The organism is Janthinobacterium sp. EB271-G4-7A, from assembly GCF_020858075.1.
In the GTDB taxonomy this organism is placed as follows: Bacteria; Pseudomonadota; Gammaproteobacteria; order Burkholderiales; family Burkholderiaceae_D; genus Janthinobacterium; species Janthinobacterium lividum.
Genome location: NZ_JACYMI010000001.1, coordinates 2185813 through 2208826, shown reverse-complemented (window position 1 = coordinate 2208826; position 23014 = coordinate 2185813). Strand labels below are relative to the sequence as shown.

The following is a 23014-nucleotide window of genomic DNA, read 5'->3' as shown; positions in this document are numbered from 1 at the left end:
TTTGATTTTTGCGCATTTCAACACTCTGCAAGGAAACACTTGCCGCCCACCTGCGCCCATGGCAATAATGGGGGTCATTCCCCGTCTTGCTGCCGACTATTACCCCTATGAACGCCTGCGCCATCGAGTTCCACAACGTGCATCTGCAGCTGGCGGGCAGCGCCGTGCTGCGCGGCGTCGATCTGCAGGTGCGCGCGGGGGAACTGTTCGGCCTGGTCGGCGTGAATGGCGCGGGCAAGACTTCCCTGCTGAAATGCCTGCTCGACTTTTGCATGCCGGAGCGGGGCGAGATCGCCATTTTCGGCCAGGCGAACCGCCACGGCGCGGCGCGCCAGCCCCTGTGTTTTCTGCCGGAACGTTTCCAGGCGCCGTATTACCTGACGGGTGGCGACTTCCTGCGCTACCTGGCGCGCCTGCACCATGTGCGCCCCGATGCGCACGCCGAGCAGCAAGCCCTGGACGCGCTGGACCTGGCGCCGGACGCCTTGCTGCGCCCCGCGCGCGACTATTCGAAAGGCATGATGCAGAAACTGGGGCTGGCCGCCTGCTTGCTGTCGGGCAAGCCGCAACTGGTGCTGGACGAACCGATGAGCGGACTCGATCCGAAGGCGCGCGCACAGTTCAAGCAAGTGCTGCGGCAAGCGCGCGCGCAGGGCCGCGGCGCGCTGCTCACCTCGCATGCGCTGGCCGACGTGGAAGAATTGTGCGACCGCATGGCCATCCTGCATGCGGGCCGCATCGTATTTACGGGCACGCCAGCCGAATGCCGCGCGCGCCATGGCGGCGCGACCGACGCCAGCCTGGAACAGGCTTTCCTCAATTGCATCGCGGCATGAACGCCCCGCTCTCCGCGCCGCCCGGACGGCCTTACGCCCCCTCCCCGCACGGCATGTATCTGCGCCATTTCGGCTTGCGCACGGCGCCGTTCGGCATCACGCCGGACCCGGCCTTCTTTTATGCGGGCAATACCCGGGGCGAACTGCTCGATGCGCTGCTGTATGCCGTCACGCAAGGCGAAGGCATCATCAAGCTGACGGGCGAAGTGGGCAGCGGCAAGACCATGCTGTGCCGCATGCTGGCCGAACGCCTGCCGCCCCAGGTCGACGTGCTGTATTTGCTCAATCCCCGTCTGGAACCGGATGACGTCCTGCACGCCATCGCCGCCGAACTGGGCCTGGCGCTGGACGGATGCCGCGCCGATGCCGTGCTGCACGCCCTGCACGGCGAGCTGATCGCCCGGCATGCGGCGGGACGCCAGGTGGTGCTGCTGGCAGAGGAAGCGCAAGCCATGCCGGGCGCCACCCTGGAAGCGCTGCGCCTGCTGACGAATTTGGAAACGGCCAGCCACAAGCTGCTGCAGATCGTCCTGTTTGGCCAGCCGGAATTGCAGCAGACGCTGGACTTGCCCCAGTACCGCCAATTGAAGGAACGCATCACCCACAGTTTCACCGTGCCGCGCCTGCCGAAGTCCTTGCTGGACGACTACCTGGCATGCCGTCTGGCCGCCGCCGGCCGCACGGCGCCGCTGCTCTTCACGGCAGCCGCGCTGCGCCAGCTGGCGCGCGCCGCGCAGGGCATCGTGCGCAGGGTCAATATCCTGGCCGACAAGTCCTTGCTGGCCGCGTTTGCGGACGATGCGCAGGACATCAGCGCGCGCCACGTGCGCCTGGCTATTGCCGACAGCCCCTTCCACCGTCCGCCCTGGCATGCGGGCAAGCTGCTGGCGGGCGTCTTGAGCGCACTGATGCTGTTGCTGGCCTTTGCTCTGCTGTGGCAATGGCTGACGAGCAACCAGGCCCAGATGCGCCGCGCCGCGCCCGCCGACGCAGCCGCAAGCGCGCTCCAGGCAACCGTTGCGCGCACGCCGCCGCCATTGCAGCCCACGCTGCTCGACAGCAAGCTGGCCGAATCGCGCGACTGGCTGGCAAAGCAAAGGCCGCAGCAACTGGTGCTGCAAATTGCCAGCCTGCCCGCCACCGAAAAGGCCGCGGCGGAAAGCTTCCTGCAGCAGGCGCAGCAAGCCATCGGCCTGCACGACCTCCACGTGTTTCGCCTGTCTGACGCAGCCCCCTCAAGCGCCGCCGCGCGCCTGGTCATCGTCTATGGCAGCTTCGCCGACCGGGCCAGCGCCGAAGCCGTGTGGGCCAGGCTGGCGCCCACGGCGCCGCAGAAAATATTGCTGAGCGACATAGATAGTATCCGCACGGAAATGAAAGCCCCAGCGCCGCCACAAACAAGGCGTGGCGCCCCCTGACTTTATTTCGGTATATTGCCTCCCGGGCACGCACAGCGATTGCTTTTAGGCGATCATGCTGGGTAAAATTACAAAAGCACAACACGACTTCAAGGGCGAACTTTTCATGAATCAACACCCTATTCCTGTGCTGGCCTCCTGGGTCGCCCTCGCCTGCAGCACCATGCTGTCCGGCTGCGCCACGCATCAAACGCCGCTGTCGCCTGCCCACATCAATGCCGCGCCCCTCCCGGCCGGCGTCATTCCCGAACCTGTGCAGCAAAGCAGCGCACTGGCCGCGCCCCTGCCGGCGCCCAAAATGGAAACCTACAGCGTCACCGTGCACAAGGTGCCCGTGCAATCGCTGCTGTTTGCCCTGGCGCGCGACGCGGGCATGAATATCGATATCCACCCGCAGATCGAAGGCAGCGTCACCCTGAATGCGCTGGACCAAACCCTGCCGCAACTGCTGGCGCGCATCGGCAAGCAAGTCGACATGCGCTACGAAATCGATGGCAAGAACCTGACGGTGTTGCCCGACGCGCCCGTATGGCGCAATTACAAGGTCGATTACGTCAACATGGCGCGCAGCACCAACAGCAGCGTGAATATCGCCACGCAAATTTCCACGGCAGGCGGCGGGTCGAACAATGCCAGCAACCCCGTTGGCAACACGCAGGGCAGTGGCGGCAGCGGCAGTAACAATTCGACTACCCTGGTCGTGAATCGTTCGGAAAATAATTTCTGGTACAGCCTGGAAAAGAATATCCGCGACCTGCTGCGCGAAACCACGCTCAACGACGTGCAGGTGGACCCGCTGGCCCAGCTGAACCAGCAATTGACGACCATGCCCGGCCAGCAAGGGCAGCAAGGACAGCAGCAGAACCAGGCCGGCAACGTCCCTGCCGCCGGTGCGACTGGCCAGTACGGCGCCCAGCCGCCGATGCAGTATGGCAACCAGAATGGCAATCCGAATGGAGGTCAATCTGCGCCGGGCCAGCAGGGGACCAGTCAGAACGCCACGCCTGGCCAGCCGCTTGACGCGAACGGCATGCCGCTGTTAAAACTGGCCAACAAGGGCAGCCCCTCGTCCGTCGTCGTGAATGTGGAAGGCGGCTTGATCGCCGTGCGGGCCACGGGGCGCCAGCATGAAAAGATCGCGGAATTCCTCGACGCCGTGTTACACAGCGCCAAGCGGCAAGTGCTGATCGAGGCAACCATCATTGAAGTGCGCCTGAGCAATGAATACCAGCAAGGCATCAACTGGGCGCGCCTGACGGGCAGCCTGCAGCTGCGTCAGGGACAAGTGGGCACGGCGGCCCTGTCCAGCGGCGTCACGCCGAACGCCACGCCCGGCATTTTCCTGCTCAATTATCTGAAAGACAGTTTTTCCACCACCATCCAGCTGCTCGAATCGTTTGGCAAGGTGAAAGTGCTGTCCAGTCCGAAGATCAGCGTGCTGAACAATCAAACGGCCATGCTGAAAGTGGTCGACAACAATGTCTTCTTTACCATCAAGGTGACGCCTGCCGTGATCAGCTCGACAGGCACCATCACCACGCCGGCCACCTATGAGTCGAAACTGGAAACGGTGCCCGTCGGCTTCGTCATGAGCGTCACGCCGCAGATTTCCGACAGCGATGAAGTCACCCTGAACGTGCGTCCCACCATCACGCGCATCGTGGGCTATGTGCAAGACCCGAATCCGGCCCTCGCCAGCGTGATCAGCCGCGTGCCCGTGATCCAGGCGCGCGAGCTGGAATCGATCATGAAAGTGGGCAATGGCCAGATCGCCGTGATGGGCGGCCTGATGCAGGATTCCGTCGACAACGCCAAGGATGGCGTGCCTGGCCTGTCCAGCCTGCCAATCGTGGGCAATCTGTTTACCTACCGCAATGAGGCAAGCAGCAAGACGGAGCTGGTGATCTTCATGCGCCCCGTCGTGGTCAAGGATGCCAGCGTCGAGGGCGATTACCGCGACTACCGCTACCTGCTGCCCGGCCAGGCGCCGCTCAACAGCCAGCCATACACGGATGGCCCGCCGGCGCCAGCCGTCCGGCCGCAGGCGCGCCTGCAGGGAGACTTCCCATGAGTTTGCTGATGCAGGCGCTCAAGAAGGCCGAGCGCGCCAAACAGAACAGCCTTTCCGACGAGGAACTGGAAAAGCCGTCCGAAGCCTACGACCAGGTACTGGAACTGGCGCCGGCCGACGCCCTGCCGCCCCGTCCCGCGCCAGCGCCAGCGACCGTGCAGCCGCCAAGCACCTTGCGCCTGGAACCACTGGCGGACGCGCCCGCGCCGCAGCCGGCGCAGAATGCGGCCCAGCCAGATCCACAGCCAGCTGCGCAGCAAGGCGCGCAGCCTGGCCCGCCTCCCGAGCCGCCACGCGCGCGCCCGGAACCGCCCGCGCGGCCACGCGCCAGCCGCAGCAATCCGCCGCCGAAAGGCCCCACGGGCCCCATCAGCGTCGATCCGGCCACCGTGCGCCTGGCCGTGCTGCTGGCGATATTGCTGGTGGTGGCAGGTTCCATGGGATATTGGTACTGGCGCGCCAGCACCAGCCCCGGCGCGGGCGCCAACCTGCCCGGCGTGCCCATGCCGCTGACGGACGCTCCGGGCACAACCGGCGTTGCCGGTCCCGTGCTGGTGCTGCCGGCAACGGGTGCCGCGCCGCCCGACGCCATGACGCCCGCCGCACTGCCGCCCGACTATCCGCGCGACACGCGCCAGCAAACAGGTGCTGCGGAGCAGCAGGCGATGATACAGGCGGCGGCCCAGGCCGCCGTGGCGGCGCAGCTGGCGCAGATGGCGCCGCCCGCACCGCCCAGCCTGCCGCCCGTGGCGGCGCCCGACAATAGCCAGATCCAGGTGCAGCGCAGTGTCGCCGCGCCGCAAATCAACCCCGGCGTGCAGCAAGCCTACCAAGCCTTCAACGGGGGCCAGCTGGGTTCTGCTCGTCAGCAATATGAAACCGTGTTGCAGCAGGATGCCACCAACCGCGACGCGCTGCTGGGCCTGGCTGCCGTGGCCTTGCGCGAGCACCAGGGCGCGCAGGCGGCGGCGCTGTACGTGCGTTTGCTGGAAATCAATCCCGACGATGGCGAGGCGCTGGCCGGCCTGATCGGGCTGCGCCAGGGCGACGTGGCGCTCAGCGAGGCAAAATTGAAAGCCATCCTGGCGCGCAGCCCCGACAGCGCCCCCGTACTGTTTGCATTGGGCAATGTGTACGCCAAGCAGCGCCGCTGGAACGAAGCGCAACAGCAATTTTTCCGCGCCTACGGCGCCGCGCCCGGCAATCCCGACTATGCGTTCAACCTGGCCGTGGGCCTGGACCGGCTGAACCAGCCCCGGCTGGCCGCCACGTATTACCAGCGCGCCCTGACCCTGGCGCAAACGACGCCCGCCGCCTTCGACCAGGCCGTCGTGCAAACGCGTTTGCGCGAACTGGCGTCCCCCGCGGCAGCGGCCGAGCCGGCCATCATCACACCCCGTCAGGAATAAGCACCACATGGCAGAACAGGCAAAACTTCCCCTCGGCAAGCTGCTGATCCAGAAAGGCGTGATCAGCGAAGACCAGCTGCGCATCGCCCTGATCGAGCAGCGGCGCAGCAGCGAACCGCTGGGCAAGCTGCTGATCACCCTGGGTTTTGTGACGGAAGCCACCGTGCGCGAGGCCCTCAGCGAAAACCTGAAACAGGTCAGCGCGGATCTGTCCAGCCTGGTGGTCGACGCCATCGCCCTGAAACTGATCCCGAAAGACGTGGCCAAGCGCTACCGCGTGTTTCCCATCGTGTATGAACGGCAGGCGGACAACCTGATCCTGGCCATGGCCGACACGAGCAACATCGTGGCGCTCGACCAGATCAGCGCCATGCTGGTCAAGGGCATCACGATTTCCACCGTGCTCGTCAACGAATCGGACATTTCGCGCGCCATCGACCAGTACTATGGTTTCGAGCTGTCGATCGACGGCATCCTGCACGAAATCGAAACGGGCGAAGTCAGCTATCAAAGCATGGCGTCGCCATCGGACGAGTACAGCCAACCCATGGTGCGCCTGATCGATGCGCTGCTGGCCGATGCCGTGCAGAACGGCGCCTCGGACATCCATTTCGAGCCGGAACAGTCGTTCCTGCGCATCCGCTACCGCATCGACGGCATCCTGCGGCAAATCCGCAGCCTGCACAAATCGTACTGGCCGGCCATGGCCGTGCGCCTGAAGGTGATGTCGAACATGAATATCGCCGAGGCGCGCGCGCCGCAGGATGGCCGCATCAGCATCAAGTTTTCCGGGCGGCAAATCGACTTCCGCGCCTCGGCGCAGCCCACCACGCATGGCGAAAACGTCGTGCTGCGCGTGCTGGACCGGCAAAAAGGCATCGTCCCGCTGGACGCCCTGGGCCTGGCCGACGCGGAACTGAACTTGCTGAAACTGATGATTGCGCGCCCCGACGGCGTGATCCTCGTGACGGGCCCGACGGGCAGCGGCAAGACCACCACCCTGTATTCGATACTCAACCATATCAATACGGAAAGCGTCAACATCATGACCCTGGAGGACCCGGTCGAGTATCCGATGAACATGATACGCCAGACCTCCGTCAACGAATCCGTCAAGCTGGGCTTTGCCGACGGCATCCGCTCGATGATGCGGCAAGACCCGGACATCATCCTGGTGGGCGAGATCCGCGACCGCGAAACGGCGGAAATGGCCTTTGCGGCCGCCATGACGGGCCACCAGGTGTATTCCACCCTTCATACGAGCTCGGCCATCGGTTCCGTCGCGCGCCTGCTCGACATCGGCATCCTGCCCGACATCATGGCCGGCAACATCATCGGCATCGTGGCGCAGCGCCTGGTGCGGCGTTTGTGTCCGCATTGCAAGGAAACCGTCATTGCCGACGACGTCGAGCGCCGCCTGCTGGGCTTGGCCACGGATGAGGCGCCCGTCTCCATCTGCCGCGCCGTGGGCTGCGAGCGCTGCGCGCATCAGGGCTACAAGGGCCGCCTGGCGATCATGGAAATCCTCAAGATGACGGCCGAACTCGATGAGATGACGGCGCGCCGCGCCAGCAGCCGCGAACTGAAGAACGCGGCGCGCGCGGCCGGCTTCAAGGGCATCGTCGACGACGGCATGCGCCGCGTGCTCGAAGGCGTCACCACACTGGAAGAAGTGGGCCGCGTGGTCGACCTGACGGAAAGGCTGGCCTGATGGCGCAATATGTCTACCGCGCCATGGATGCCAGCGGCGCATTGATTCCCGGCAGCATGGAGGCGGCCAACGTGCCGGACCTGGAAGCGCGCCTGCACCGCATGCAGCTCGACTTGATCGACTGCAAGATCACGGGCCAGTACCTGGTGTTGCTGGGCAAGCGGATCATCCACCGCCGCGACCTGATCAATTTCTGCTTCCACATGGAGCAATTGACGGGCGCGGGCGTGCCCATCCTGGAAGGCTTGAACGACTTGCGCGAAAGCACGGACCACCCGCGCCTGCGCGAAGTCGTCACGGATCTGATCGAAAGCATCGAGGGCGGCTTGCCCCTGTCGGGCGCACTGGCCCAGCATGGCGACATCTTCGACGCCACATTCACCAGCCTGATCCTGGCGGGCGAACAGAGCGGCAGGATCGCCGACGTGTTCAAGAACCTGTCGGAAAGTTTGAAATGGCAGGACGAGCTGGCCTCGCAGACGCGCAAGATCGTCATGTACCCCGTCATCGTGGCCATCGTCGTGGCGGCCGTGACGTTTTTCCTGATGATCTATCTGGTGCCCCAGCTGACGGCATTCATCCGCAACATGGGCGGCGAGCTGCCGCTGCATACGCGCGTGCTGATCTTTGTCTCGAATGTGTTCATCGATTACTGGTATCTGCTGCTGGCCTTGCCCGTGCTGCTGTTTTTCGGCCTGCGCGCGCTCATCCGCCGCAGCGAGGCGGCCCGCTATGCCTGGGATGACTTGAAGCTACGGCTGTGGCTGGTCGGCCCCGTGCTGCACAAGATCATCCTGGCCCGCTTCGCCACGTTTTTTGCCCTGATGTATGCCTCCGGCATCACGATACTCGAATGCATCCGCCTGTCCGAAGGCATCGCCGGCAACCAGGTGGTGGCGGCCGGCCTGCGCCGCGCCGCGCAGCTGATCGGCGAGGGTTACGGCGTGACCGCCGCCTTCCAGCACACGGGCATCTTCCCGCCGCTGGTGATCCGCATGCTGAAGGTGGGCGAGGCAACGGGTTCGCTGGACACGGCCTTGCGCAATGTCAGCTACTTTTACAACCGCGAAGTGAAGGAATTGATTGAAAAAGTGCAAGCCATGATCGAGCCGGCCATGACGGTCATCCTGGGCTTGCTGCTGGGCTGGATCATGCTGTCGGTACTGGGGCCGATCTACGACACCATCAGCACGATCAAAACTTGAGATTCGAGACCTGAGGCCGCCGTGTTCCGCAAACAATTACTTTACATCACCAGCGACACCCTGTACGCCTACGACTGGAACCACGGCGTGCTGGGCCCGGGCCAGGCCTTCCCCGCCAGCGCGGCCGGGCTGGACGGTTTCGCCGCGTGGCTGGAAGATCCGCAGGCACAGCGGCAGGACGTGCCCGCCTACCTGCTGACGGACTTGATCGAGGAAGATTTCCAGCGCCATCTGCTGCCCCACGTGCGTGGCAAGGCGGGCCGTGCCCTGCTCGATCGGCGCAAGCAGCAATTGCACCGTGACACACCCTACCGGGGCAGCACCCTGCTGGGCCGCGAAAGCACGGGCCGCCACGATGACCAGGTACTGTTTTTCGCCCTGACCAATCCAAGCTTGCTGCAGCCGTGGACGGAGGCGCTCGAGCACTTGCGCGTGCCCGTGGCCGGCATCTATTCGACCAGCCTGCTCAGTATCGCGCTGGTCAAAAAGCTGTCGATCGCGCACGAACACCTGCTGCTGGTGACGCAGCAGTCGGGCGGCTTGCGGCAAAGTTATTATGAAAAAGGCCAGCTGCGCTTTTCGCGCCAGACGGCCACCATCGCGCTCGACGGCGTGGCCGTGAATATCGCGCTGGAAACGGAAAAAACGCGGCAATTTCTCACCAGCACACGCATGCTGGCGCGCGGCGACGTCTTGAATACCGTCATCCTGGCGCCGGCCGCGCAGATCGCCAAGCTCGAATTATTGTGCGACAACGGCGTGGAAGTGGCTTACCACTTCATCGACCTGCAACTGGCCGCCGGGCGGGTCGGCTTGCGCCAGACGCCGACGCTGGCCGACGAATTGCTGCTGACCTTGCTGGGCAAGCATCCGCCATCCAGCCACTATCCGCCCGGCGCGCTGGCCCGCTACTACCACTTCCAGCGCGCGCGCAAGACGCTGTATGGCGCCAGCGCGCTGATCGGCGCGTCAGCAGCCCTGTGGTGCGTGATCAATCTGCTTGGCGGCATAGCCGACGGGGCCGGCACGCAGCGCCTGGCTCAGGAAACGGCGTCCTACCAGGAACGCTACCGCAGCGTCATGTCGACGCAGCCGCCGGCGCCGGCCAAGACGCAGAACATGAAAGTGGCCGTGACCCTGGGCCAGATGATCGCCAACCAGGCGCCGGAACCGGGCCGCCTGCTGGGCATGCTGAGCGCCGCGCTGGACCAGGCGCCGCAGGTTGCGCTCGGCCAGCTGCACTGGCATGCGGGCGGGGCGCCCGCGCGCGCGGCCGGCGGCCAGCCACCGCAGCAGCAGGCCGCGAGTTCGCCGCCCGGCAGCGCCATGGCCGGCATTCCGGTCGCGCCGCCGCAGGCGCTGCGCCTGGAAGCGGACGTGGCCATGCCGAACAATGACTACCGCGCAGCGCTGGCCGCCATCACGGCCTTCGCGCAAACCCTGGCGCGCCAGCCGCGCATGCAGGTGACGATCGAGGAAACGCCGCTCGACCTGCGTCCCAGCGCGGCCCTGTCCGGCAAGAGCGCCGCGCCGGCGCCGGACAGCCAGGCGCGGTTTACCCTCTTGCTGGAGTGGCAGCCATGAGCGGCCCCGTCAAGCAACCGCCCCTGCCCGGCATGCAGCGCGCTGCCACGCCCGCGCGCACCCTGCCCGCGTGGCTGGGCGAACTGCGCCTGGTGCGCCGCGCCCTGCTGTGCTTTGCCCTGACCTTGCTGGCCAGCGTAGTGCTGCTCAGTCTGAGCGCCGCCTACCGCACGCGCGAAGCGCAACGGCTGTACCTGGCCCAGCACACACGCGCGGCGGCGGCGACCCTGTTCAACCACGTGGAAGCGGAAAAACAGGAAATCCGTGCCTACGAACCGCAATTCCTGGCCCTGCGCCAGCGCGGCCTGATCGGCGAAGAAAACCGCCTGGCCTGGATCGATGCCATCCGACGCAGCCAGGAACAGCGCAAACTGCTGCCGATCAGCTATGACATCAGTCCGCAGCAAGCGCTGAAGGTGCCGCTGCCCATGGAGATGGGGCAATATCATTTGCACGGCAGCCGCATGCGCCTGCAGATGGATTTGCTGCATGAGATGGATTTGCTGAACCTGTTTGACGATTTGCGCCAGGCCGGCTATTTCGCCGTACAGGATTGCACGCTCAAGCGCCACGGAGCGGCCGGCAGCCAGGCAGCGCCCGCCCTGGGCGCCGAATGCGAGCTGCTGTGGCTGACCGTCAACAGCGTGCCCGTGCCGGAGCGGCCATGAAGCGCACCCTGATCCTTGGCGCGCTGCTGGCCGGCGCCGCGCTCTCTGTCGATGCACAGGCACAGCAGCTGGGGCGCTTGTTTCTGTCGCCCGAGCAACGCACCCAGCTCGACGCGCAGCGCTACGGGCCGCCGCCAGCCGATCCCGCCCTGGCTGCGGCGCCGCCACCACCACCGCCGCCACCGCCCGCCCCGCCCGTGGAATTGAATGGCTTGGTGCAGCGCAGCAGCGGCCACTCCACCGTCTGGCTGAACCAGGAAGTGCAGAACGAACCGCACAATCGCCTTGCCCACGGCAAGCCCGGCACATTGACCCTGCGCCTGTCGAACGGCCAGGTGGTGCTGCTCAAACCCGGCCAGCGCTACGATCCGGCCAGCGGCACGGTCACCGAGGTGCAGGAGACGCCGCCATGACGCCACGCCACCCTCATTGCCACCCTCGTCGCCAGCGCGGCGCCGCCCTGTTGCTGCTGGTGGCCGTGCTGGGCCTGGGCGCGGCCAGCCTGCTGATCAGCGCCTTCGGCCGCGGCACGGGCGAGGCCGAACGCCAGCAGCGCACCCTGGCCACCCTGGCACAAGCGCGCGAAGCCTTGTTGGGTTTTGCCGCTACGCAAGGCCGGCTGCCACGTCCTGCCGCCTCCGCCCTCGACGGGCGCGAACGGGCAGCCGACTGTGCCGACGATGCCGCATGCAGCGGCTTTTTGCCGTGGGTCGCGCTGGGCGTGGACGGTGTTGATGCCTGGGGCAAGCTGCTGCGCTACAGCGTCACGCCGGAAATGGCGCGCGCGCCCATCGTCTCGTTTTCCGCTGTCGCCAACAGGGTCGTGCTCGAACGCGACGCGCGCGGCGAATTCGCCTTCGTGGCGGGCCAGGCACAATGCAACGTCAGCGCCCAATGCCTGCCCGTCGTACTGTTCTCGCAAGGCAAGGAGCATCACGGCACGTCCGCCAGCGGCGTGACACAGATCAATACGGCGCGCGGCAATATCGACGAAGCGGCCAACGACAGCGACAGCCGCAGTTTCATTGCCCGCCCCGCCACCGGCAATGCCGCGCTGCCCGGCGGCGCCTTCGACGACATGCTGACCTGGATTACCTTGCCCGCCCTGTACCAACGCATGCGCGCCGCGCGCAACCTGCCATGAGCGTCCTCCATGCGCGCCGCCAAAGCGGCTTTTCCCTGATCGAGATCGCCATCGTGCTCGTCATCGTCGGCCTGATGATAGGCGGCCTGGTCACGCCATTGACGGTGCAGCTGGAGCAGCGCAAGGTGGCCGAGACGCAACTGGCACTGAATGAGGCGAAGGAAGCGCTGACGGGCTACGCGCTGCGCTACGGCTACCTGCCGTGCCCCGCCGCCTCCGCCATGAGTGGCCTGGAAGACCGGCGCGGCACGCGCTGCACGGCCGAAAAACGCGCCGGGTTCCTGCCATGGGCCACCCTGGGGCTGCGCCAGGGCGACAGCTGGAACCATCTGTTCCGCTACAGCGTGACGCCGGCCTTCAGCGACAGCGGCCAGCTTTTCAACCTGACCACACCGCGCGACATCAGCATCGTCACGCGCAATGGCGGCGCCCTGCTGCAGGCGACGGCATTGAACGACATCCCCGCCATGATCATGTCGCATGGCAAGAACGGTTTTGGCGCCACGGGCGTGCAGGGTCAGCGCCAGGCTGTGCCTTTCGGCAACAATGTCGACGAGCGCAACAATGCATCGAACGCCACCACCTTCATCAGCCGCGCCGCCAGCGGCCCGCAGCAGACGGGCGGCGAGTTCGACGATCTCGTCGCCTGGGTGTCGCCGAACATCCTGTTCAACCGCATGGTGGCAGCGCAAAGGCTGCCCCGCTGATGCCGATGCTCTTGCCCGCCCTCACCATCGCCCGCTACACGCTGCTCGAAGCGCTGCGCAGCCGCCTGCCGTGGCTGTTCCTGCTGGCCGCCTGCGGCGCCGCCGCCCTGGCCGGCTTCCTGCAGCAACTGGCGCTGACGGAAAGCGGCGCCGTGCAGGCGGCCCTGCTGGCGGCCACCCTGCGCCTGGCCAGCATTTTCCTGCTGGCCACTTTCATTATTACCAGCATGGCGCGCGAAGCGGCCGACCGGGGCCTGGAATTGCTGCTCGCGCTACCCATGCCGCGCGCCGCCTACCTGCTGGGCAAGCTGCTGGGCTACGGGGCGCTGGCGGCCGTGCCCGCCATACTCTTCGGCCTGTTGATGGCGCTGTTCGCCGCGCCCGCGCAATGCGCGCTGTGGGCGCTGTCGCTGCTGGGCGAACTGTGGATCGTCGCCGCCTTCAGCCTGCTGTGCGCGGCCAGCCTGCAGCAGGCCCTGCCTGCGCTGGCCGCCACCGGCGGCTTCTATCTGCTGGCGCGCATGCTGGGCAGCCTGCAACTGCTGGCCCACGGCCCGCAAGCGGGCGACTCCTGGCCGCAGCGCGCCATGGCCGGCGCCATCGATGTGCTGGCCCTGTTGCTGCCCCGCCTCGACGCCTTTACACGCACGGAGTGGCTGCTGTACGCGACGGGCGACTGGCAAGCCCTGGCCAATGTAGCGGCGCAAACCTGCATTTATGTGGCCTTGCTGGCCAGCTGCGCACTGTGCGACTTTTACCGCAGGAACATCTGATGGCGGCGACCCAGCGTCCATGGTCCAAGGTGCCGCGCCCCCTGTGCTGGCTGCTGGCGGCATGCATGCTGCTGCAGCTGGGCTGGCGCCTGGCGCAGCAGCATGCTCCCGCCCAGGCGCGTCCGCTGCCCGCCGCGCCGCCGGCTGGCGTGGCGCGCCTGGCCAGCCTCGGCGAACCGCTGGCCATGGCTAAGGCCATGTTGCTATACCTGCAGTCGTTCGAAGACCAGGCCGGCGTCAGCCTGCCGTGGCGCGAACTCGACTATGACCGCCTGGCCGGCTGGCTGGAGACGGCGCAAACGCTCGATCCGCGCAGCCGGTATGCGCTGGTGGCCGCCAGCGAAGTGTATGCCGGCGTAGCCGACCCGCAACGCGCGCGGCGCATGCTCAATTTTGTCGCCGCCAGCTTTGCGGCCGACCCGCAGCGCCGCTGGCCCGCCATGGCGCAGGCGGTGCTGGTGGCAAAACACCAGTTACACGATTTGCCGCTGGCGCTCGGCTATGCGCGCGCGCTGCGCCAGCAGGCGACAGGACCGCATGTGCCGGCGTGGGTGCGCGAAATGGAAGCGTTCATCCTGGAAGACATGGACCAGCTCGACGGCGCCCGCCTGGTGATCGGCGGCCTGATCGCCAGCGGCCAGATCAGCGACCCGCACGAACTGGCGTTCCTCGCGCGCCGGCTCGACGAGCTTGCCAAGAAGAAAGCAAGGGCGGCGCCATGAGCCGCTGTCCGAAAGGCCATGCGCATCCGGCATCAATTGCAGTAAACTGCCATCTCAAGCTGTCGTACTTTTTTTTCAAGGAAACCCCATGCCCCCACGCCGCCAGCACGGCTTTACGCTCGTAGAAATCGCCATCGTCCTGGTCATCATCGGCTTGCTGCTCGGTGGCGTGCTCAAGGGGCAAGGCTTGATCGACAGCGCCAAGGTGAAAAACATCATCCAGCAATCGAATGCGCTGACGGCCGCCGTCAACGCCTACCAGGACAAGTTCCGCGCCCTGCCCGGCGACGATATCCAGGGCACCGTGCACGTGCCCAATTCGGCCGGCAATGGCAATGGCGACGGCCAGATCGGCGATGGCCAGCCGCGCGAATTCACCCTCGCGCCGCAGCACCTGGCGCTGGGCGGCTTCATTACCGGCTCGTTCAACGGCACTTCGCAATTCATGACCAGCGCCCAGGGCGGCGCCGTCTACCTGTACAACGATGAAGTGGGCGGCCGCGCCGGCAACGGCATCCGCTTCGACAACCTGCCGGAGAGCTACGCGGAGCAGATCGACAGCAAACTCGACGATGGTGTGGCCAGCACGGGCAGCGTCCGGGCGAACATGCCCTACGGCAATGCCGGTGCTATCATTCCCCGCACCGCCGTCTTTTTCTGAGCCTCCAGTCACTATCAAAGGAATACCATGTCACTGCACCGCAAACTCATCGTTTCCCTGGCCGCCGCCTGCGCCTTGCTGGCCGGTAGCGCGCAAGCCCAATACGTGGGACCGACAACCGGCCCGGCCGCGCCCAGCAATGTGGCGGCCATCCTAAAAAATCCCGTCGACGACCAGGCCGTCGTGCTGCGCGGCCATTTGCTGCGCAAAGTGGGCAACGAGAAATACACCTTCTCCGATGGTACGGCGGAAATCCGCGTGGACATCGACGACAAGGTCTTCATGAACCGCAAGATCGATGCCAAGACCCGGGTGGAAATCCGCGGTGAAGTGGAAAAAGACTTCATGGAAAGCCCGGAAATCGATGTCGACGTGCTGACCCTGGTCCAGTAAGCCGCCTTGCCATCCCGCCGCCACGGCGGGATGGGCATTACCCCTCTTCTGTATGCCTTGCGCAACCTTTTTTCCATGCCGGAAACTAGGCTTGTCAGAACAATCAATTTCGTCTAGCATCTTTTCATTCAACGTCAGCCAGCGCCAGCGTGAGCCTGCCTGTCGATTCATCCATTCTGGGAGCTTTCCGGGTGCAAGATTTGCCTTCGATACGCTCAAGAATTTCATGGCTGGTGCTCGCCTGGGTCATTCCGACGGCGCTGGTATTTCTGCTGCTCGTGGCGCAAAGCTACACGCGTGAACGCGACCATGTCGTCAGCGAAACGGCGCAGGCGGCACGGGCTGTCGCGGCAGCCGTCGAACGCGACCTGAACGGCGCCCAGATGGCCGCGCGCATCCTGGCCGATTCGCCCGCCCTGCAAGCCGGCGACATCGGCGCCCTGCGGGCCATGGCCGCCAGCCTGCTGCAGCCGGGCATGGCCGTCAGCGGCTTCATCGTCTCTGACGCCAAGGGCCGCCAGCTGATCAATACAGCCCTGCCCGCCAGCCAGGCGCCACCGCCCTTGCCGCAAAAATGGGCCGCCAGCATGGAGCGCACGCGCGACTACGGCAAGCCGCGGCTGACCAGCCTGGCCAAGACGCCCGACAGCATGCCGCAGCTGGCCCTGAATCTGCCGCTGCCACGCAAGCAGGGAAGCGCCTACGTGCTGACAGCCCTGTACCCGCCCGACTACCTGTCCGTGCTGCTGCGCGAGCTGCACCTGCCAGCCTACCTGGGCGCGGCCATCATCAATGCCGATGGCATCAACGTGGCGCGCACCCTGGCGCCGCAGCGCTATGTGGGCCAGCGCACTGCGGCGCCCCTGCTGGAACAGATAAGCCAGGCGCGCGAAGGCGTGCTGCGCCATGCCACCCTGGAAGGCATCGATGTGTATACGGGCTTTCGCCGCGCCCCGGACGCCGCCTGGACGGTGGCCGTCACCATGCGCACCAGCACGGTGGCAGAAGCGCTGCTGCGCTCGGTAGTCACGGGATCCGTCATCCTGGCGCTGCTGCTGGCCGCCGGCTTTGCCCTGGCCTGGCGCGTGGGCGGCCGCCTGGCCCGCACCCTGCAGGAACTGACGCAGCAGATCCACGCGCTGGCGCAAGGCAAACCCTTGCTTTCGAACAAGCACACGGACCGCGAATCGGCCGACATGGCCAGCGCCCTGGGCACGCTGGAGCGCGACCTGCGGCGCCACCGCACGCAACTGGAAAGTCTGGTGGCCGAACGCACGCTGGCCCTGGAAAAATCCACGCGGCTGCTGGAAACCGTGTACGCGACGGCGCCGATCGGCATGCTGTTCGTGGACCTGGACTTGCGCATCGTCATGATCAACCACTACCTGGCCGCCATCAACGGCGCCAGCGTGGCGCAGCACCTGGGCCGTCCCGTGGGCGCCATGCTGTTCGACGACGCCGTGCGCGCGGAGGTGGAACGTTGCGTGCGCCAGGTGCTGGAGACGGGACAGCCCATTGTCGACATCGAATTGAAAGGCCATAGCGGCCAGCAGCGCGAACAGCTGAGTCACTGGATCGTCTCGTATCACCCGATTTTCGGCCCGGAACAGCAGTTGCTGGGCGTATCGGGCCTGTGGCTGGACATTACCGAGCGCAAGCGCAGCGAAGCGGAATTTCGCCGTTCAAAACACCTGTTTGGCACCATCATCGAAAACATCCCGGCCATGGTCTTCGTCAAGCGCGCCGACAAGCTGAGCTTTGAAATGATCAACCGCCACGCGGAGCTGACGCTGGGACGCTCGCGCGAGCAATTGCTGGGCAAAACGGACCACGATTTCTTCCCGCCGCAGCAGGCGTCCGCCTTCGTCAGCGCCGACCGCAAGCTGCTGGCCACGGGGCAGATGGTGGAAATCGAACAGGAAGCGATCAATACGGCCGATGGCACGACGCGCCACTTCACCACGCGCAAGGTAGTCTTGCGCGACGATGCCGGGCGCGCCAGCCATGTGCTGGGGGTGTCGATCGATATCACGGAACGCAAGCGCGCCACCGAAGTGCTGCACGCCGCCACCTGGCGCCTGGAACAGAATGAGCGCTTCATCCGCACCGTCACCGACAACCTGCCCGGCATGGTGTCGTACTGGGGCGCCGATTTGCGTTGCCTATTTGCAAATAAATTCTACAACGAATGGTTTGGCCGCAGCAGCGCCGAGCTGGCCGGCATCCACATGAGCGAATTGCTGGGGCAGGAACTGTTCGACGTGTATGCGCCCCACGTCGAGGGCGTGCTGGCGGGCCGGCCGCAAAGCTTCGAGCGCGACCTGCTCGATCCCGGCGGCCAGGTGTGCCACACGTGGACCAATTACATCCCCGATTTCGACGACAGCGGCCGCGTGCGGGGCTTCTTCGTGCTGGCCTCGGACGTCTCCGAACTCAAGCGCACGGAATTGCGCCTGCACGAACTCAATGAACAGATGGTGCGCGCGCGCGACAAGGCCGAGGCGGCCAGCATCGCGAAGAGCGAATTTGTCGCCAACATGAGCCATGAAATCCGCACGCCGATGAACGCCATCATCGGCCTGGCGCGGCTGCTGGAAGAGTCGCCGCTGGAACGGCGCGAGCGCAGCTATGTCGGCAAGATCCAGATGGCCACGCAATCACTGCTCAATATCGTCAACGACGTGCTCGATTTTTCCAAGATCGAGGCGGGGCAGATGGTGCTGGAACAGCGCCGTTTCCAGCTCGAACGCATGCTCGACAGCGTAGGCGTCTTGCTGGCCAGCAGCGCCTGGGCGCGCGGCGTGGAACCCGTCTTCGTGCTCGCCCCCGGCGTGCCGGACGAACTGATCGGCGACGCCCTGCGCGTGGAACAGATCCTGATCAACCTGGTGGGCAATGCCGTCAAGTTCACCTCGCATGGCGAAGTGGTGCTGGCCATCGGCAAGGTGGCCGAGGATGCTGCCAGCGCCACGCTCGAGTTTTCCGTGCGCGACACGGGCATCGGCATCGGCGCGGCCGAACAGGAACGCATCTTCGACGCGTTTTCCCAGGGCGACAGCGGCACCAGCCGCAAATACGGCGGCACGGGACTGGGGCTGGCCATCTGCCGGCGCATGGTGGAATTGATGGGAGGCACCCTCAGCGTGACAAGCGCGCTGGGCAAGGGCTCCGACTTCCGCTTCAGCTGCCGCTTCGACAAGGTGGCGCCACCGCCCGAGCCGCCCGGCAAGGGCGTGCCCAAGGCCCTGTCGCTGCTGATCATCGACGACAACGCCAGCGTGCGCGCCATGCTGGAAGACTGGTGCGCGGCGCAGGGCTGGCACAGCCGCAGCGCCGACAGCGGCGCGGCCGGCCTGGCGCTGCTGCGCGCCCACGCCAGCGGCGGGCCGGCGCACGATCTTGTGTTGCTCGACGCGGCCATGCCCGGCATGGATGGCATTTCCATGCTCACCGAGGCGCGCGCCGATGCGCTCCTGGCGCTGCCGCCCGTGATCATGCTGGTGGCCGACCAGGATAGCGAAAACCTCGAACGCCTGGCCGACAGCCTGATGCTGGCCGGCATCGTCTCGAAACCGGCCACCCCGGCGCGCCTGCTGGCGGCCGTGACGGCCGTGCGCGAAGGCCGCAGCTCCCCTTCCGCGCTGCCCGTGTCCACGCCCTTGTCGGGTTTGCTCACAGGCATGCGCGTGCTGCTGGTGGAAGACAATGAAATCAACCAGGAAGTGGCGCAGTACATTTTGCTGCACTCGGGCGCGCGCGTGGCCGTGGCCGCCAACGGCCGGCTGGCCGTCGACTTGCTCACCAGCACGCCGGACGCCTGGGACGTGGTGCTGATGGATTTGCAGATGCCCGTCATGAATGGCTACGACGCCACCCTGGCCATCCGCGCCCTGGGCTTGCCGGACTTGCCCATCATCGCCATGACGGCCAATGCCATGGACGAAGACCGTCTGCGCGCCATCGCCAGCGGCATGAACGCGCATGTGGCCAAGCCCATCGATGTCGACGAAATGATCCAGACCCTGACCCGGCTGGTGCGCGCGCCCCTCGCCAGCGGCGACGGCGCTGCCCAGGCAGGCAATGCCGCCACGCAGACGCTGGACCTGCCGGCCGCGGTACCCGGCATCGACCTGGCAGCGGCCCTGCACCGCTTCGGCGGCGACTACGGCGCCTTCCTGGCCCTGCTCAAGCGCTTTGAAAATTCGCAAGGCGACGCCGTCGAGGAAACCCGGCGCCTGCTGGCCGCCGGCCAGGCGCCGCAGGCAGCGCAACTGCTGCACCGCGTCTGCGGCGTGGCGGCCAACCTGGGCGCCACGCAGATCGCCAGCCTGGCCGCCGAGACGGAAAAAACGCTGAAAACGGGGCGATCGCACGCCACGGCCGCCTTGCTGGGCCGCCTGGAACAGGCGATGGCCGAAGTCATCGAAGCGGCACGCACCCTGCCCTCGCCCCTGCGGCGCAGCCAGCCGGCAGCGGCCGCGCCCGGCAGCGGGCCGCTCGACCTGCACGCCGGCCTGTCCGAGCTGCTCGTCTTGATCCACAACAACAACCTGAAAGCGCTGGCGCAATTCCACGCCCTGCACCCCGCCATACAACAGTCAGACCGGGAAGCGGCACTGGCGATGGCACATGCGATTGAAACGCTGAATTTTGCCGAGGCGGAAAAACTCGTGCTCGATCAGCTGAAACGAGAGGAAAACAAGTGAGCTGGACCAACCTTGCCATGAACGGGCGCATCCTCATCGTCGATGACGCCATGGAAAACATCCAGATCCTGCACCAGCTGCTGCGCGAGGAACACGACGTGCTGTTCGCCCTGAGCGGTGAAAAGGCGCTGGAAATTGCGCATAATCAACAGCCGGACCTGATCCTGCTCGACGCCGTCATGCCCGGCATGGACGGTTATGCCGTCTGCAGCGCGCTGCGCGAATCGGCGCTCCTGAGCGCCATTCCCGTCATCTTCGTCACGGCCCTGAACCAGCCAGAAGACGAGACGCGGGCGCTGGAAGCGGGCGCCGTCGATTTCATCACGAAACCGTTCAACGCGGCCGTCGTGCGTGCCCGCGTGCGCAGCCAGCTGACCATCAAGCGGCAGGCCGACGCCATGCGCGAACTGTCGCTGACGGACTCGCTGACAGGCGTGGCCAACCGGCGCAGCTTCAACGACACGATGGACAGCGAATGGCGGCGCTGCGCGCGCGACGGCGTGCCGATGGCCATCATCATGGCCGATATCGACCACTTCAAGGATTACAACGATACGTATGGCCACCAGGCGGGCGACCTGTGCCTGCAACAGGTAAGCGCCGCCCTGCGCCGCTGCGCCGTGCGCCCGCCCGACCTGCTGGCGCGCTACGGCGGCGAGGAATTCATCATCCTGCTGCCGCAGGAAACGCGCGACGGGGCCGAAGTGGTGGCACAGCGCATCCTCGACGAGGTGCGCGCGCTGCAAATTCCCCACGCCAGATCAGGCGTCGGTCCGCACGTCACCGTCAGCCTGGGCATGGCCAGCGTCATGCCCACGGAAGGCATGGATCCCAGCGCCCTGATCCGCGCCGCCGACGCCCTGCTGTACCGCGCCAAGCATACGGGACGGGACAGGTATTGCGCGTCGGAGGGGGAGTAATCAGGGATAGCAGCGCATTAAAAACTCCGCCACGCACACGGGTTTCGTGTCGCCTTCCCGCTCCATGGTGACGGCCCAGTTTACTTGCGCCCCTTCCGGCAAGTCGTCGACGGAGAGGATGTCGAGCCGCGCGCGCAAACGGCTGCCGACAGGCACGGGGGCGGGAAAGCGCACTTTATTCAGGCCATAGTTGATGGCCATGCGGATGCCGGCCATGTGCAAGGCGCCCTGCAACATGGCGGGCAGCAGGGATAAGGTCAGGAAGCCGTGCGCCACGGTGCAGCCGTACGGCGACTCGCGCGCGCAGCGCTCCACATCCACGTGGATCCACTGGTGGTCGTCCGTGGCATCGGCAAAGGTGTCGATGCGCTGCTGGGTGATGGTGAGCCAGTCGGAGACGGCCACGTGCTGCCCCGCCAATGCCTGGAAACCGGCGATGCCGGCGATATCACGCATGGTTTTCTCCTGCCGGACGGCGCCCGAACATGCCCATGCCTTCGACGGTGGTCACCACTTCGCCATGCTGGTTGCGCACGCTCCACACGGAAATGACGATGCCGCGGTCCGGCTTCGACGTGGATGGGCGCACTTCCTTGACCTGGTAGGTCAGCTGTAGGGTGTCACCCGCACGCACGGGTTTGAGCCAGCGGATGCTGTCCAGGCCGGGCGAACCCATGCTGGACGAATGCTTGAGCAGGTTATCCACCACCAGGCGCATCATCATGCCGCAGGTGTGCCAGCCGCTGGCGATGACGCCCTTGAAGATGGTCTTTTCGGCGGCCGCATGGTCGACGTGAAACGGCTGCGGATCGAAATCCGTGGCGAAGGCGATGATTTCCTTTTCCGTCACATGGCGCTGGCCCAGGTCGATTTCCAGGCCTTGCGTAAAGTCTTCGAAATACCAGTGTTTCGGTGCGATAGCAGTCGATGCGGTCATGCGGTCTCCGTCGGCAAGAAGCCCGGCTGGGCGATAAAGCGCTCGATATGGTGCTCCACGTCGCCCAAGGTCAGGGCGATCATGGAGAGGCGCTTGAAATGGTGGGCGGCGGGCAATTCGTCCGTGACGCCCATGCCGCCATGCAATTGCACGGCTTGCTGGCCGACAAAGGTGGCGGCCAGCCCTATCCGCGCCTTGGCGGCCGAGACCGTGCGTCGCCGCTCGGCCGCATCCTCGCTGTCGACCTTGGCGGCAGCCAGCATGGCCATCGAACGGGCCTGCTCCAGATGGATGAACATGTCGGCCATGCGGTGCTGCAAGGCCTGGAACTTGCCGATCGGCGCGCCGAACTGCTGGCGCGTCTTCAGGTAGTCCAGGGTGGCGGCGAAGATGGCGTCCATGGCGCCCACGGCTTCCGCGCACAGCAGGGCGGCGCCGTAATCCACGGCCGCGTCCAGCACGGCCCAGCCCTGCCCCGCCTGGCCGATCAGGGCCGCGTGGCCCAGCACCACTTGCACGAGGGTGACGGTGGCGGCCCGCTGGCCATCGATGGTGCGGTAGTCGCGCACGGAAACTCCCGGCGCGTCGGCGGGCACGAGGAACAGCGAAATGCCATCCGTGTCCATCTGGCCGCCGCCGCTGCGCGCCGACACAATCAGCGCGCCGGCCTGTGCGCCATGGATAACGACGCTTTTCTCGCCGTCGAGCACGAAGCCGTCGCCGCTGGCGCTCGCCGTGGTGGCGATATCATGCATATCGTGGCGCGACTGCCGTTCGCCCAGCGCGCAAGCCAGTTTCAGGCTGCCGCTGGCAACCTGCTCCAGCACGGCATCGTGGCCACCGGCCAGGGTCAAAAAGCGCGCGCCCAGCACGGTGGCCAGGTAGGGCTCGACCACCAGGCCGCGGCCCAGTTCCTGCATCACCAGCAGCATGTCGACGGCCGTGCCGTCGAAGCCGCCCGCGCCGGCCGGCAGCGGCAAGGCCGTCATGCCCAGCTCGACCAGGGTGGCCCAGGCGGCATCGGACGTGCCCGTGGCGGAATGGATGATCTTTTGCCGCGTCTCAAACGGGTAATCCTTGTCGACCCAGCGCCTGAGCGCGTCGGCAAATTGCTGCTGTTCCTGATTAAAATGGAAGTCCATGTCGTCT

20 protein-coding genes are annotated in these 23014 nt (G+C 65.9%); 17 read left to right on the top strand and 3 right to left on the bottom strand.

The annotated features are described in order from the left end of the window. The first annotated feature begins 107 nt into the window (after positions 1-107). The 17 genes from IGS58_RS10010 to IGS58_RS09930 all read left to right on the top strand — a co-directional run bounded on the left by IGS58_RS10010 (position 108) and on the right by IGS58_RS09930 (position 20928). Positions 108-836 (top strand): ABC transporter ATP-binding protein, encoded by a 729-nt coding sequence (locus IGS58_RS10010; protein ID WP_230521240.1) that lies wholly within the window; start codon positions 108-110, stop codon positions 834-836. Beyond that, positions 833-2254, top strand: coding sequence for an ExeA family protein (locus tag IGS58_RS10005; protein ID WP_230521239.1), 1422 nt, complete (start codon positions 833-835; stop codon positions 2252-2254). Before IGS58_RS10010 ends, IGS58_RS10005 begins: the two co-directional genes overlap by 4 nt. A gap of 106 nt (positions 2255-2360) precedes the next feature. Next, a complete protein-coding gene (locus IGS58_RS10000) occupies positions 2361-4325 on the top strand; it encodes a type II secretion system protein GspD (protein WP_230521238.1) in 1965 nt (654 codons plus the stop codon). Next, complete coding sequence (locus tag IGS58_RS09995; RefSeq protein ID WP_230521237.1) at positions 4322-5734, top strand: tetratricopeptide repeat protein; 1413 nt, start codon at positions 4322-4324, stop codon at positions 5732-5734. The genes IGS58_RS10000 and IGS58_RS09995 overlap by 4 nt, the downstream gene beginning before the upstream one ends. Positions 5735-5741: 7 nt before the next feature. After that, positions 5742-7445 (top strand): GspE/PulE family protein, encoded by a 1704-nt coding sequence (locus IGS58_RS09990; protein WP_070256785.1) that lies wholly within the window; start codon positions 5742-5744, stop codon positions 7443-7445. Next, on the top strand, positions 7445-8650 hold the full coding sequence (locus tag IGS58_RS09985; RefSeq protein ID WP_230521236.1) for a type II secretion system F family protein: 1206 nt from the start codon (positions 7445-7447) through the stop codon (positions 8648-8650). The genes IGS58_RS09990 and IGS58_RS09985 overlap by 1 nt, the downstream gene beginning before the upstream one ends. Positions 8651-8671: 21 nt before the next feature. Beyond that, on the top strand, positions 8672-10234 hold the full coding sequence (locus IGS58_RS09980; RefSeq protein ID WP_230521235.1) for a hypothetical protein: 1563 nt from the start codon (positions 8672-8674) through the stop codon (positions 10232-10234). Continuing rightward, on the top strand, positions 10231-10902 hold the full coding sequence (locus tag IGS58_RS09975; RefSeq protein WP_230521234.1) for a hypothetical protein: 672 nt from the start codon (positions 10231-10233) through the stop codon (positions 10900-10902). Before IGS58_RS09980 ends, IGS58_RS09975 begins: the two co-directional genes overlap by 4 nt. Next, positions 10899-11315: a hypothetical protein gene (locus IGS58_RS09970; RefSeq protein WP_230521233.1), complete on the top strand. Its 417-nt coding sequence runs from the start codon at positions 10899-10901 to the stop codon at positions 11313-11315. The genes IGS58_RS09975 and IGS58_RS09970 overlap by 4 nt, the downstream gene beginning before the upstream one ends. Beyond that, positions 11312-12046, top strand: coding sequence for a hypothetical protein (locus IGS58_RS09965; RefSeq protein WP_211550291.1), 735 nt, complete (start codon positions 11312-11314; stop codon positions 12044-12046). Before IGS58_RS09970 ends, IGS58_RS09965 begins: the two co-directional genes overlap by 4 nt. Beyond that, positions 12043-12753 carry a prepilin-type N-terminal cleavage/methylation domain-containing protein gene (locus IGS58_RS09960; RefSeq protein ID WP_230521232.1) on the top strand — a complete coding sequence of 237 codons (711 nt, stop codon included), beginning with the start codon at positions 12043-12045 and terminating at the stop codon, positions 12751-12753. The genes IGS58_RS09965 and IGS58_RS09960 overlap by 4 nt, the downstream gene beginning before the upstream one ends. Then, a complete protein-coding gene (locus IGS58_RS09955) occupies positions 12753-13526 on the top strand; it encodes an ABC transporter permease (protein ID WP_230521231.1) in 774 nt (257 codons plus the stop codon). Before IGS58_RS09960 ends, IGS58_RS09955 begins: the two co-directional genes overlap by 1 nt. Further along, entirely contained in the window at positions 13526-14248 is a 723-nt protein-coding gene (locus IGS58_RS09950) for a hypothetical protein (protein ID WP_230521230.1), read from the top strand. The genes IGS58_RS09955 and IGS58_RS09950 overlap by 1 nt, the downstream gene beginning before the upstream one ends. A gap of 88 nt (positions 14249-14336) precedes the next feature. Next, a complete protein-coding gene (locus IGS58_RS09945; protein WP_034781076.1) occupies positions 14337-14909 on the top strand; it encodes a prepilin-type N-terminal cleavage/methylation domain-containing protein in 573 nt (190 codons plus the stop codon). 27 nt (positions 14910-14936) lie between these two features. Continuing rightward, the gene (locus tag IGS58_RS09940) at positions 14937-15302 is read left to right on the top strand and encodes a NirD/YgiW/YdeI family stress tolerance protein (RefSeq protein ID WP_230521229.1); all 366 of its coding nucleotides are present in this window, start codon (positions 14937-14939) and stop codon (positions 15300-15302) included. 233 nt (positions 15303-15535) lie between these two features. Further along, positions 15536-20008 (top strand): PAS domain-containing protein, encoded by a 4473-nt coding sequence (locus tag IGS58_RS09935; protein ID WP_230521228.1) that lies wholly within the window; start codon positions 15536-15538, stop codon positions 20006-20008. Continuing rightward, positions 20005-20928: a diguanylate cyclase domain-containing protein gene (locus IGS58_RS09930; RefSeq protein WP_034781074.1), complete on the top strand. Its 924-nt coding sequence runs from the start codon at positions 20005-20007 to the stop codon at positions 20926-20928. Before IGS58_RS09935 ends, IGS58_RS09930 begins: the two co-directional genes overlap by 4 nt. Here IGS58_RS09930 and IGS58_RS09925 read toward each other — a convergent pair whose 3' ends face one another. From IGS58_RS09925 to IGS58_RS09915, 3 genes are read right to left on the bottom strand one after another with little or no spacing between them, the layout of a single operon-like run. Next, on the bottom strand, positions 20929-21384 hold the full coding sequence (locus IGS58_RS09925; protein ID WP_070256766.1) for a MaoC family dehydratase: 456 nt from the start codon (positions 21382-21384) through the stop codon (positions 20929-20931). After that, entirely contained in the window at positions 21377-21865 is a 489-nt protein-coding gene (locus tag IGS58_RS09920) for a MaoC family dehydratase (RefSeq protein ID WP_034781070.1), read from the bottom strand. The genes IGS58_RS09925 and IGS58_RS09920 overlap by 8 nt, the downstream gene beginning before the upstream one ends. Then, positions 21862-23007, bottom strand: a complete 1146-nt coding sequence (locus tag IGS58_RS09915) for an acyl-CoA dehydrogenase family protein (RefSeq protein ID WP_230521227.1) — start codon at positions 23005-23007, stop codon at positions 21862-21864. The genes IGS58_RS09920 and IGS58_RS09915 overlap by 4 nt, the downstream gene beginning before the upstream one ends. Positions 23008-23014 lie beyond the last annotated feature (7 nt).